Origin of the sequence: Streptomyces sp. STR69 (assembly GCF_024519455.1) — a bacterium.
In the GTDB taxonomy this organism is placed as follows: domain Bacteria; phylum Actinomycetota; class Actinomycetes; order Streptomycetales; family Streptomycetaceae; genus Streptomyces.
This window is the reverse complement of sequence record NZ_JALJRY010000001.1, coordinates 680288-692388: the sequence shown is the minus strand read 5'-3', so window position 1 is coordinate 692388 and position 12101 is coordinate 680288. Positions and strand designations below refer to the sequence as shown.

At 70.1% G+C, this 12101-nt stretch carries 8 protein-coding genes; 5 read left to right on the top strand and 3 right to left on the bottom strand.

Features of this window, described 5'->3' with window-relative positions; all coding sequences use genetic code 11:
* Window positions 1-142: 142 nt before the first annotated feature.
* The 3 genes from OC490_RS03190 to OC490_RS03180 all read left to right on the top strand — a co-directional run bounded on the left by OC490_RS03190 (window position 143) and on the right by OC490_RS03180 (window position 3636).
* Window positions 143-730 (top strand): sigma-70 family RNA polymerase sigma factor, encoded by a 588-nt coding sequence (locus OC490_RS03190; protein ID WP_262056184.1) that lies wholly within the window; start codon window positions 143-145, stop codon window positions 728-730.
* A 161-nt stretch (window positions 731-891) separates the two neighbouring features.
* Complete coding sequence (gene guaB, locus OC490_RS03185) at window positions 892-2397, top strand: IMP dehydrogenase (RefSeq protein ID WP_262056183.1); 1506 nt, start codon at window positions 892-894, stop codon at window positions 2395-2397.
* A 114-nt stretch (window positions 2398-2511) separates the two neighbouring features.
* The gene (locus OC490_RS03180) at window positions 2512-3636 is read left to right on the top strand and encodes a GuaB3 family IMP dehydrogenase-related protein (protein ID WP_200715867.1); all 1125 of its coding nucleotides are present in this window, start codon (window positions 2512-2514) and stop codon (window positions 3634-3636) included.
* A 576-nt stretch (window positions 3637-4212) separates the two neighbouring features.
* On the opposite strand, the gene OC490_RS03175 is transcribed toward OC490_RS03180, so the two are convergent.
* Together OC490_RS03175 and OC490_RS03170 are read right to left on the bottom strand one after the other, a co-directional pair.
* Entirely contained in the window at window positions 4213-4764 is a 552-nt protein-coding gene (locus OC490_RS03175) for a hypothetical protein (RefSeq protein WP_262056182.1), read from the bottom strand.
* Window positions 4765-4900: 136 nt separating this feature from the next.
* The gene (locus OC490_RS03170) at window positions 4901-6109 is read right to left on the bottom strand and encodes a nucleotide sugar dehydrogenase (protein ID WP_262056181.1); all 1209 of its coding nucleotides are present in this window, start codon (window positions 6107-6109) and stop codon (window positions 4901-4903) included.
* Between the two features lie 271 nt (window positions 6110-6380).
* Between OC490_RS03170 and OC490_RS03165 the strand changes: the two genes are divergently transcribed.
* Window positions 6381-8087 carry a glycerol-3-phosphate dehydrogenase/oxidase gene (locus OC490_RS03165; RefSeq protein WP_262056180.1) on the top strand — a complete coding sequence of 569 codons (1707 nt, stop codon included), beginning with the start codon at window positions 6381-6383 and terminating at the stop codon, window positions 8085-8087.
* Between the two features lie 119 nt (window positions 8088-8206).
* On the opposite strand, the gene OC490_RS03160 is transcribed toward OC490_RS03165, so the two are convergent.
* Window positions 8207-9313 (bottom strand): serine hydrolase domain-containing protein, encoded by a 1107-nt coding sequence (locus OC490_RS03160; RefSeq protein WP_262056179.1) that lies wholly within the window; start codon window positions 9311-9313, stop codon window positions 8207-8209.
* A 170-nt stretch (window positions 9314-9483) separates the two neighbouring features.
* On the opposite strand from OC490_RS03160, the gene OC490_RS03155 reads away from it, so the two are divergent.
* The gene (locus OC490_RS03155) at window positions 9484-11940 is read left to right on the top strand and encodes a serine/threonine-protein kinase (protein WP_262056316.1); all 2457 of its coding nucleotides are present in this window, start codon (window positions 9484-9486) and stop codon (window positions 11938-11940) included.
* Window positions 11941-12101: the final 161 nt, after the last annotated feature.

Genomic DNA, 12101 nt, shown 5'->3' with positions numbered 1-12101 from the left:
TGTGGAGTTCCTCGGGGACGAGTCGGTCGAGCGGGAGGGGAGGGCGCAGGAGATGAGTTCCGGCGCACCTGCTCATAACGCTTCGGTGCACAACAACGGACGCGGTGCCACGGACCACACGGCCGCAAGGCACCATGGACCGATGCGTGACGACGAGGGGGCCAGGGCCCAAGGGGCGATTGGTGGGCTCGTCCTTCGCGCGGTCGACGGAGACGAGCAGGCCACGCACGATCTGCTCGCCCACGTACACCCACTGGCCCTGCGCTACTGCCGCACCCGTCTGTCCCGACTCCCGGGCGACGCACGGCACTTCGTGGAGGACCTCGCCCAGGAGGTCTGCGTAGCCGTCCTCCTCGCGCTGCCGCGCTACAAGGACACCGGCCGCCCCTTCGAGGCCTTCGTCTTCGCCATCGCCGCGCACAAGGTCGCCGACCTCCAGCGGGCCGCGATGCGCCACCCGGGCTCCACGGCGGTCCCCTCCGACGAGATGCCCGAGCGGCCGGACGACTCCCTCGGTCCCGAGGAGCGTGCCCTGCTCAGCAGCGACGCCGAATGGGCCAAGAAACTCATGGCCAACCTCCCGGAGAACCAGCGCGAACTACTCCTGCTGCGCATCGCCGTAGGCCTTACGGCCGAGGAGACCGGCCAGATGTTGGGAATGTCACCCGGCGCCGTCCGGGTCGCACAACACCGCGCGCTGAGCCGGTTGCGGGCCCTGGCCGAGCAGTAACACCGGTACGGGCGGCGCCTTTTTTGAACAGCCGGGCGCTGGGTTCCGTACGAATATACGAAGCCCGGAGTCGGGCGTAGCCGTCGAATCATGGAATTCGCGGCCCCTGCTTCCCGTTAGCATGGACATCCGCACCGATCAAGGCCATTGGGGAAGGTGTCATGACTGCCAACGTCGACGGAGTGCCCGCCAAATTCGCGACACTGGGGCTGACCTACGACGACGTGCTGCTGCTGCCGGGTGCATCCGAGGTGCTCCCGAACGCGGTCGACACCTCGTCCCGCATCTCGCGCAACGTCCGGGTCAACATCCCGCTGCTCTCCGCGGCGATGGACAAGGTGACCGAGTCCAGGATGGCCATCGCGATGGCCCGCCAGGGCGGCGTCGGCGTCCTGCACCGCAACCTGTCCGTCGAGGACCAGGTCAACCAGGTCGACCTCGTGAAGCGCTCCGAGTCCGGCATGGTCACCGACCCGATCACCGTGCACCCGGATGCCACGCTTGCCGAGGCCGACGCCCTGTGCGCCAAGTTCCGCATCAGCGGCGTCCCGGTGACCGACGGCAACAAGAAGCTGCTCGGCATCGTCACCAACCGCGACATGGCCTTCGAGACCGACCGCTCCCGTCAGGTGCGTGAGGTCATGACCCCGATGCCCCTGGTCACCGGCAAGGTCGGCATCACCGGCGCCGACGCCATGCAGCTGCTGCGCCGCCACAAGATCGAGAAGCTTCCCCTGGTCGACGAGGCGGGCATCCTCAAGGGCCTCATCACGGTCAAGGACTTCGTCAAGGCCGAGCAGTACCCGCACGCCGCCAAGGACGCCGAGGGCCGCCTCATCGTCGGCGCCGCCGTGGGCGCCAGCCCCGAGGCGCTGGACCGCGCCCAGGCCCTCGCCGAGGCCGGCGTGGACTTCCTGGTCGTCGACACCTCGCACGGCCACAACAGCAACGCCCTCAGCTGGATGTCGAAGATCAAGTCGAGCGTCGGCGTCGATGTGATCGGCGGCAACGTGGCCACCCGCGACGGCGCCCAGGCCCTGGTCGACGCCGGTGTCGACGGCATCAAGGTCGGTGTCGGCCCCGGCTCGATCTGCACCACCCGCGTCGTCGCCGGCATCGGCGTCCCGCAGGTCACCGCCATCTACGAAGCCTCCCTCGCCGCCCGCGCGGCCGGCGTCCCGCTCATCGGGGACGGCGGCCTGCAGTACTCCGGCGACATCGGCAAGGCGCTCGCCGCCGGCGCCGACACGGTGATGCTCGGCAGCCTCCTCGCGGGCTGTGAGGAGTCCCCGGGTGAGCTGCAGTTCATCAACGGCAAGCAGTTCAAGTCGTACCGCGGCATGGGCTCGCTCGGCGCGATGCAGTCCCGCGGCCAGGGCCGGTCGTACTCCAAGGACCGCTACTTCCAGGCCGAGGTCGCCTCCGACGACAAGCTCGTCCCCGAGGGCATCGAGGGCCAGGTGCCCTACCGCGGCCCGCTGGCCAACGTGCTGCACCAGCTCGTCGGCGGTCTGCGCCAGACCATGGGCTATGTCGGCGCGGCCACCATCGGGGAGATGGAGACCAAGGGCCGCTTCGTCCGGATCACCTCGGCGGGCCTCAAGGAGAGCCACCCGCACGACATCCAGATGACCGTCGAGGCACCCAACTACAGCCGCAGCAAGTAGTCGCCACGCGCGCGTGCAGTGAGTCGAGGGCGGCTCCGGAGCATCCGGGGCCGCCCTTGTCGTACCCGTCGGCGATACTGGAAGACGCTGAAACGCAGAGGAAAGGCCACAGACGTGACTGAGATCGAGATCGGGCGCGGCAAGCGCGGCCGCCGGGCGTACGCCTTCGACGACATCGCCGTCGTCCCCAGCCGCCGTACGCGGGACCCGAAGGAGGTCTCGATCGCCTGGCAGATCGACGCCTACCGCTTCGAACTGCCCTTCCTGGCCGCCCCCATGGACTCGGTCGTCTCCCCGGCCACCGCGATCCGCATCGGCGAGCTCGGCGGCCTCGGCGTGCTGAACCTCGAAGGCCTCTGGACCCGCTACGAGGACCCGCAGTCGCTCCTCGACGAGATCACCGAGCTGGACGCGGACGCCGCGACCCGCCGCCTCCAGGAGATCTACGCGGCTCCCATCAAGGAGGAGCTGATCGGGCAGCGCATCAAGGAGGTGCGCGACTCGGGCGTGGTCACCGCCGCCGCGCTCTCCCCGCAGCGCACGGCCCAGTTCTCCAAGGCCGTCGTCGACGCGGGCGTGGACATCTTCGTCATCCGCGGTACGACGGTCTCGGCGGAGCACGTGTCGGGTTCGCACGAGCCGCTGAACCTGAAGCAGTTCATCTACGAGCTGGACGTCCCGGTGATCGTCGGCGGCTGCGCCACGTACACCGCGGCCCTGCACCTGATGCGCACGGGCGCGGCCGGCGTCCTCGTCGGCTTCGGCGGCGGCGCGGCGCACACCACGCGCAACGTGCTGGGCATCCAGGTCCCGATGGCCACGGCGGTCGCCGACGTCGCCGCCGCCCGCCGTGACTACATGGACGAGTCCGGCGGCCGGTACGTGCACGTCATCGCGGACGGCGGTGTCGGCTGGTCCGGCGACCTCCCCAAGGCGATCGCCTGCGGCGCGGACGCGGTCATGATGGGTTCCCCGCTGGCCCGCGCCACGGACGGCCCCGGCAAGGGCCACCACTGGGGCATGGAAGCGGTCAACGAGGAACTCCCGCGCGGCAAGAAGGTCGACCTCGGCACGGTCGGCACGATCGAGGAGATCCTCACCGGCCCGTCCCACGTCCCGGACGGCTCGATGAACATCTTCGGGGCGCTGCGGCGGGCGATGGCGACGACCGGGTACAGCGAGCTGAAGGAGTTCCAGCGGGTCGAGGTCACGGTGGCGGACTCGCAGCACAAGCGGTAGGCGGTAGGCGGTTCTACGACGCTTCGAAGGGCCCGGGCCTGGGTGGTCCGGGTCCTTTCGCGTGCCCAAGTGGGGCTGGTGGGGCGCGTGTTGGGACTGGGGGGCGCACGGTTGCGTTCGGGGCGAAAGTTCGCTGGTGGGGCGTGTCGGGGCGGTAACGTCCGTGATCGGCGCCCCAGTTGTGCGGGGTGCCCCCTTCCACGGAAATCGTTCCGGACCCGGGCTCTCGGGGCCCGGCCCGAATTCCAGACGAACCGCCTACCGGGCTAATGGGCGGCCTCGTGGAAGGGGGCGCCCATGGGACGCCACCGCAAGCCCACCCGCTGGGACCGGATCCGTCTTCGGATGGTGAAGCAACGGAGGAGGTGGATCTTGTGGATGTACGGCGGAAAGTGAGCGGCCACCCCCATAGCAACTAGGGGTGGACACTCCGTTCACTTTTCAGGAGCTCACCGCAGTACCCGCTGCGGTGGGCTCCACCTGTTTCTCACGGTACCTGCGCCGCGAGTCACACGCCACCAGCCCCCGACGCACACCCCGCCCCAAGCGCCCCCCTGCACAACCCGCGCGCCGGGGTCAGAGCGCAGCCTTCTTGGCCCCCGAGAACGCGGCGAACGCGGCGATGGCGAAGAAGATGAAGGTGATCGGGTCCGCGTCGGCCTTCCAGGCGTCCTGGACGACGTCGAAGTGGTCGAAGAACACCTTGCTGAAGTTCACGCCCAGCTCGTCCGCGCCGATCATCGCCTCGCCGACCAGCTGCCCGAGGTAGACCGCGCCCAGGGCCAGGACGGCACTGACCACGGGCAGCACGGGGTTGCGCCCACCGAGCTTGCCCGCAGCCAGGCCGATCACGAAGCCGACGCCGACCGCCGCCCAGCCGATCTCGTGCTTGGTGGTGCCGATGACGACGCCGTAGATACCGGCGGCGACCAGCGCGGCGACGACGGCGGTCACCAGGCCGAGCGCGATGTTGTTCTTCGGGGGAACGGGCGGGGCGTACGGAGCCTGGGGCGGCAGTACAGCGCCGGGCTGCTGGGCGTACGGGTTGCCGTCGACCGGCTGCGCGGGCGCCTGCGGCTGGGCCTCGGGCTGCGCCGGTGGCTGCGGTGGCGTTACTGACTCGCTCATGACAGAGATCCCCCCACGGGATGTGAAGACAGGAAAGGTGAAACAGAGAAACGCGCGCACGGATATGAGACAGCTGTGCGACGAGTGTGGGGAGATTAGCAGGTCGAGGGGGTCCCGCCACCAGCGGATTTCATGTTCAGAGCCGGTGCGCCGCCCCCGTGGGCGTGGCCCCCCGCGTGTCCAGCAGCAACTGGGCCTTCACGGACAGGCCTTGGAGGTCGTATGTCCGGTGCTGCTGGAGCAGGATCGTCAGGTCGGCGTCGGCCGCCGCCTCGTAGAGGGAGTCCGCGCGGGGGACCGGGCGGTCCAGGACGCTCCAGGAGGGGATGTGCGGGTCGTGGTAGCTGACGGAGGCGCCGAGTTCCATGAGGCGGATCGCGATCTCCTGGGCGGGGGTGGCCTGTTGGTCGGCGAGGTCGGCCTTGTAGGTGACACCGAGCAGCAACACCCGTGCTCCACGCGCGGACTTGCCGTGCTCGTTGAGGAGCGTGGCGGCGCGCTGGATGACGTAACGGGGCATCTGGTTGTTGACCTGCTGGGCGAGTTCGACCATGCGGAGCGGGCGGCCCCCGTGTGCCGTCAGGTCCTGGGGGACGGCGTGGCCGCCGACGCCGGGGCCGGGGCGGAAGGCCTGGAAGCCGAACGGCTTGGTCTCCGCGCAGCGGATGACGTCCCAGAGGTCGACGCCCAAGTCGTGGCACAGGACGGCCATTTCGTTGACGAGGGCGATGTTGACGTGCCGGAAATTGGTCTCCAGCAGCTGCACGGTTTCCGCTTCGCGCAGTCCACGCGCGCGTACCACCTTGTCGGTGAGCCGGCCGTAGAAGGCGGCGGCCGACTCGGTGCAGGCCGGAGTCAGACCGCCGATCACCTTGGGGGTGTTGGCGGGCGTGAAGTCGCGATTGCCGGGGTCGACGCGGCTGGGGGAGTAGGCGAGGTGGAAGTCGCGGCCCGCGCGGAGGCCGGATCCCTCTTCGAGGAGGGGACGGAGAAAGTCCTCGGTGGTGCCGGGGTGTACCGGTGACTCCAGGATCACCGTGGTGTGCGGGCGCAGGTGCGCGGCGAGGGCGCGGGCGGCCGTGTCCACCTGGCTGAGGTCGAGGCCGCCGTCCGCGTCCGGGGGTGTCGGCGCGCAGATCACGGCGGTGCGTACGCGGCCGAGCTCGGCGGGATTCGTGGCCGGCCGGAAGCCTCCCGAGAGCATCCGGCGCAGTTCGGCGGGGCTGAGGGAGCCGGCCTCGGGGCCGGTCTTGAAGCCGACCGTGGCGATACCGGCGGCGACAGCGGCCTGGGCCAGGGGCAGGCCGAGAGGACCGAGTCCGATGACGGCGAGATCTGCGGGCATGGCGTGGGCCGTCCTTCCCAATAACCGAAGCGGGACAGGTGCGCAAGCCCTGTGGACAGAACGAGCGAGCGCAATGTCAGACTAGGAGTAAATATGACCGTTATGCGGTATTGGACGGCTGTGTTTTTCGGCAGTCCTGTGATTGTTGTCCACAGGCTGGGGGCGAGTGGTGGCTGAAGTCGGGCAACCCGGTCAGAATTTGGGCAGGAGGGATACGAACCGGGCTTCGCCGAACGGGTGCGGCCGGCGCTACCGATAGCGGGAGGCAGCGGTGAGGACAGCGACACTGGGTCCGGCGCAGCGGGCCGAGGCACTGGCGGGAATGGCCGAGCGCGAACTGGACGTGCTCGTGGTGGGCGGGGGCGTGGTCGGCGCGGGCACCGCCCTGGACGCCGTGACACGCGGCCTGTCCACGGGACTGGTCGAGGCGCGTGACTGGGCGTCCGGCACATCGAGCAGGTCGAGCAAGCTCATCCACGGCGGCCTGCGCTACCTGGAGATGCTCGACTTCGCCCTCGTCCGCGAGGCCCTGAAGGAACGCGGACTGCTCCTTGAGCGGCTGGCCCCGCACCTGGTGAAGCCCGTGGCGTTCCTGTACCCGCTCCAGCACAAGGGCTGGGAACGGCTCTACGCCGGCTCGGGCGTCGCGCTCTACGACGCGATGTCCATGGCCCGCGCGCACGGCCGTGGCCTGCCCACCCACCGCCACCTGAGCCGCCGTCACGCCCTGCGCGTGGCGCCCGCGCTGAAGAAGGACGCCCTGGTCGGGGCCTTGCAGTACTACGACGCCCAGATGGACGACGCCCGCTATGTGGCCACCCTGGTGCGCACGGCGTCGTCGTACGGTGCGAAGGTCGCCAACCGCGCGCGGGTGACCGGGTTCCTGCGCGAGGGCGAGCGGGTGGTCGGCGCCAAGGTGGAGGACGTCGAGGCGGGCGGCGAGTACGAGATCCGCGCCAAGCAGATCGTGAACGCCACGGGCGTGTGGACCGACGACACCCAGGCCATGGTCGGCGAGCGCGGACAGTTCCACGTCCGCGCCTCCAAGGGCATCCACCTGGTCGTCCCCAAGGACCGCATCAACTCCAGCAGCGGACTGATCCTGCGCACCGAGAAGTCCGTGCTGTTCGTCATCCCCTGGGGCCGGCACTGGATCGTCGGCACCACCGACACCGACTGGGACCTCGACAAGGCCCACCCGGCCGCGTCCAGCGCCGACATCGACTACCTCCTTGAGCATGTGAACTCGGTCCTCGCGGTACCGCTGACCAGAGACGACGTCCAGGGCGTGTACGCGGGGCTGCGGCCCCTGCTGGCCGGCGAGTCGGACGCCACCAGCAAGCTGTCGCGCGAGCACACCGTGGCGCATCCGGTGCCGGGACTCGTCGTCGTGGCGGGCGGCAAGTACACGACGTACCGGGTGATGGCCAAGGACGCGGTGGACGAGGCGGTGCACGGGCTCGACATGCGGGTCGCCGAGTGCGTCACCGAGGACGTGCCGCTGATCGGCGCGGAGGGCTATCGCGCGCTGTGGAACGCGCGAGCGCGGATCGCCGCACAGACCGGCATCCACGTGGTGCGAGTGGAGCACCTGCTGAACCGTTTCGGCTCGATGGCCGAGGAGGTCCTCGACCTCATCGCCAAGGACCCCACCCTCGGCGAACCCCTCCAGGCCGCCGACGACTATCTGCGCGCCGAGGTCGTCTACGCCGCCTCGCACGAGGGCGCACGGCACCTGGACGACGTGCTGACCCGCCGCACCCGTATCTCCATCGAGACCTTCGACCGGGGCACCCGCAGCGCCCGCGAGGCCGCAGAGCTGATGGCGCCGGTGCTCGGCTGGGACAAGGACCAGATCGAGCGCGAGGTCGAGCACTACGAGAAGCGGGTGGAGGCCGAGCGGGAGTCCCAGCTCCAGCCCGACGACCTGACCGCGGACGCGGCGCGGTTGGGGGCGCCGGACATCGCGCCGTTGTAGCCGAGGGCGGGCGGGTGCGGCCGGTCGACGCCCGGTGCGGTCGGCTTCGCCGGGCGTACCCGTCGGCTTCACTCGAACGAGTGTCGTGAGCTGGGATCTTTGTCCGGAACCCGGCCGTTCTACGAGGTGCGGGGGCAGAACTCGGCGGCGAGCAGGGCCGGTTCGAGACCGGGGTCTGCGATCTCGCTCGTGTTCACACGGAAAGTGAGGACATGCCGGCCGTCGACGGTGGCTGCGGTGCGCACGTAGCTGCCCGAGATCCGGCCGTTGTGTCCCCACACCGTGGTGCCGCACGGGAGCTTCACCGGAAACAGCCCCATACCGTACAAGCCGTGTGCGGTACGGGTGTTGAGCATCTCGCGCAGCCGGCGCGAGGGCAGTAGTTCGCCGCCGAGCAGGGCCGAGTAGAAGCGGTTCAGATCGGCGAGCGTGGTCACCAGCTCGCCCGCGGCGCCGGCCACCCGCGGGTCGAGATCGGTGACGTCGGAGCCGTTGGTCGCATACGCGCGGCCGTGCGGCGCGGGAAGAGTGGTGCGGGAGCCCGGGAAGGAGGTGCCCGTCAGACGCAGCGGAGCGATGATGCGGCGCTCGGCCTCGGCGGCGTACGAGCGGCCGGTGACCTGCCGGATCACCAGGCCGAGCAGCACGTAGTTGGTGTTCGAGTAGGAGAAGCGGCCTCGATCGGCCGGAGGGTGGGTGAGCGCGATACGGACGGCCTCAAGAGGAGACACGGGGACCGTGCCCCCGGTGGCCGCGGTGAAGTCGTACAGGCCGCTGGTGTGGGTGAGCAGGGAACGCAGGGTCAGCGCGCGCCCGTCGTTGCCCGCTCCGCGCACCAGGCCCGGCAGGTGCTGCTCCACCGTGTCGGACAGGGACAGCCGGTGTTCGGCGGCCAGTTGCAGGACCAGCGTCGCGATGAAGGTCTTCGTGATACTGCCGGCGCGGAAGTGGTCGGCACGGCTGATGCCCGTTCCGGCCTGGGCGTAGTCGGTCCCGGCCTGTTCGTGCTTGGCTCCGGCCTGCTCATACTCCGTCCCGCCCGGCGCCGAGCGGGAGCCGGTCCGGTAGCTGGCCAGTAGGGCCGCGCCGGGGGCTCTGCCCCGTGCGACCAGTAGCGGGACCAGGGCGTTCGGGGTCGTTGTCGCGCCGGCCCGGGAGGCGGCCGGGGACAGGCAGAGCAGCGCCAAAGACACCGGAATGGCCAGCAGTGTCCGAGGGATGGGCATCGCGAACCTCCGTTCTCTGCGGTCATCCTGCCCGGCTTGGCTGTGTGACCTGCGCCGGATATCCGACGGGATGTGCGGGGGGTGCGCGGCGAGAGGCCCCCTGGGCGTTGGGCACTTGTTCGGTGGGGGACAATGGAGGCTCTGTCAGGGCGGGTTGCATGAGGGGACGCATGTCGGAGGCGGAGCGGGCGGGGACATCCCGTCAGGACACTCGTCAGGACAAGAACGAGCGTCTTCTCGCCGGGCGGTACCGGTTGGGAGAAGTGCTCGGCCGCGGAGGCATGGGCACGGTGTGGCGTGCCGAGGACGAAACCCTGGGTCGGACGGTCGCCGTCAAGGAGCTGCGGTTCCCGTCCAGCATCGACGAGGACGAGAAACGGCGGCTGATCACACGGACGTTGCGCGAGGCCAAGGCCATCGCGCGCATCCGCAACACCAGCGCGGTGACGGTCTTCGACGTGGTCGACGAGGACGACCGGCCGTGGATCGTCATGGAGTTGGTCGAGGGCAAGTCGCTCGCCGAGGCCATCCGGGAGGACGGTCTGCTCGAACCGCGGCGCGCTGCGGAGGTCGGGCTCGCGATACTCGACGTCCTGCGGTCCGCGCACCGCGAGGGCATCCTGCACCGCGACGTGAAGCCGTCGAACGTGCTGATCGCCGAGGACGGCCGGGTCGTGCTCACCGACTTCGGCATCGCGCAGGTCGAGGGCGACCCGTCGATCACCTCCACAGGCATGCTCGTCGGCGCGCCCTCGTACATCTCCCCGGAGCGGGCCCGCGGGCACAAGCCGGGCCCGGCGGCTGACATGTGGTCGCTCGGCGGCCTGCTGTATGCGGCGGTCGAAGGCGTACCGCCGTACGACAAGGGTTCCGCCATCGCCACGCTCACCGCGGTGATGACCGAGCCGCTGGAGGAGCCGAAGAACGCCGGGCCGTTGAAGGACGTCATCTACGGCCTGCTGAACAAGGACCCCGCCCAGCGTCTCGACGACGCCGGTGCCCGGGCGATGCTCAACGCGGTGATCCACGCGCCCGAGCCCAAGGCCGAGCCGGAGCCGGTGCCGCCGGTGGACGCGACGACGGTGGTGCAGTTGCCCGCGCAGCCGGGGCCCGCGGGGTCCGGCGGCAAGAAGAGCGGCGGCGGGAGTTCGGCGGGGGCCGAGCGGTTGCGTGGGGCGTTGCGGTCCATGCGGAAGGCCGCCGGGGGTTCGGCGGGAGCCGGGGCGGCGACTTCGGCGGCGGCGGGTTCGAGTGCGGCTGCGGGTCCGGCCACGAGTGTGGATTCCGCTGAGGGTCCGGCTTCAACTTCCGTTGCCGGCAAGCCGGGTGGCACGGGCGTGGGTGCCGGTGCGGCTGCTCCCGGGACCGGTGCGGCCGGCCCGGGCAGCGCTTCGGGCAGGAGTGGTTCCGGTACTTCGGAGGCCGGTGACTCCAGCGGTACGAAGAGCGCAACGGCGGCCGGCTCGGGGACTGCTGCTGCCGAGCCTCGGACGCCCGGGGTGCCTTCGGCTCGGTCGGGGGGTGCCTCCGGTTCGGTGACCCGTTCCGGGACGGCGACCGGTTCGGGTGCTGCGGCCGACGGCTCGGGTGCCGCAGCCGGCGGTGCGTCGGCGAAGGCCGGTGCGTCGGACTCGGGTACACGTGACCCGGGTACGCGCGACCTGGGTGTGCAGGCGTCGGGGCTGCGGGAGACGGGTCTGCGGGACGCCGGTGCCAAGGACCCCGGCGCCAAGGACCCCGGTGCGACGCACGAGGTGGGTGCGCGGGGGGCCAACTCGGGTTCGGGTGGGCGGAGTTCCGGGTGGCCCGTGATGACGCCGCCGGATCTGCCGCCGCGGTCCGTGCCGAGGGCGCCGCTCACGGACGTGGTGCCGAAGCGGACCCTGGTGATCATCGCGGTGGTCGTCGTGCTCGCGGTGATCGGTGTCGTACTGGCGTTCACGCTCGGCGGCGGTGACGACAGCGGCTCGAAGGGGTCGAAGAAGAACGACGGCGGCAAGACGGTCGCCAGCGCGAGCGCGAGTGCGAGCGGCGGAACCGATACCAAGAAGGACGACAACGACACGGCGAGCACGGGCGGTCCGCAGGCCGACTCCTCGTCGAAGGCGTCGGCTTCGGGCGGTACATCGACGTCCACCGGTACGAGCGCGTCCGGCGGCAGCGGTGACCAGACGGACGGCTCCTCGGACGGCGCCGCAGTCGTGAAGACGTACAACGCAAGCCAGGGGTTCTCCATAGGCCTGCCCGCCGGATGGTCGTACCAGTCGACGGACTCCGCCGGAGTCCGGCTGGTCGGCCCCGACGGGCAGAAGCTGCTGATCGCCTGGACCAGTACGCCCAAGAACAATCCGGTGGCGGACTGGGAGAACCAGGAGCAGTACATGACGCGCTCCGGGTACACGCGGATCCGAATAGAGGAGGTGGACTACCGGAGCTGGAAGACGGCCGACTGGGAGTTCACCTATACGGACGGCGGGACGAAGTACCGGACCATCGACCGCGGATTCGTCGTCAACAGTCATCTCGGTTATGCGCTCATGTACACCGCGAAAGCCGCCAATTGGGACAGTGAGTTGCGTAAGGACACCTGGACGACGCTGACGAAGACGTTCGAACCGAAGTCGTGAGGCGGGTGGGTCCGGGTTTGGCGTGCCAGATACGTCAACCCCTCTTTGCGGGTTGCCTCCGGCACGTATCGTGAGTGGTTGCGGACCGTACGCATCCAGGTGAGTAGGCGGAACGGGGCGCAAGGCGAACGGAATTGACCAACCGGGCGGCCGGGGGAGGC

What these genes read in the sequence shown, in the direction of transcription:
- OC490_RS03190 (WP_262056184.1), top strand. Translation starts at nt 143, where the DNA reads ATGCGTGACGACGAGGGGGCCAGGGCCCAAGGGGCGATTGGTGGGCTC.
- guaB (WP_262056183.1), top strand. Translation starts at nt 892, where the DNA reads ATGACTGCCAACGTCGACGGAGTGCCCGCCAAATTCGCGACACTGGGG.
- OC490_RS03175 (WP_262056182.1), bottom strand. Translation starts at nt 4,764, where the DNA reads ATGAGCGAGTCAGTAACGCCACCGCAGCCACCGGCGCAGCCCGAGGCC.
- OC490_RS03170 (WP_262056181.1), bottom strand. Translation starts at nt 6,109, where the DNA reads ATGCCCGCAGATCTCGCCGTCATCGGACTCGGTCCTCTCGGCCTGCCC.
- OC490_RS03160 (WP_262056179.1), bottom strand. Translation starts at nt 9,313, where the DNA reads ATGCCCATCCCTCGGACACTGCTGGCCATTCCGGTGTCTTTGGCGCTG.
- OC490_RS03155 (WP_262056316.1), top strand. Translation starts at nt 9,484, where the DNA reads ATGTCGGAGGCGGAGCGGGCGGGGACATCCCGTCAGGACACTCGTCAG.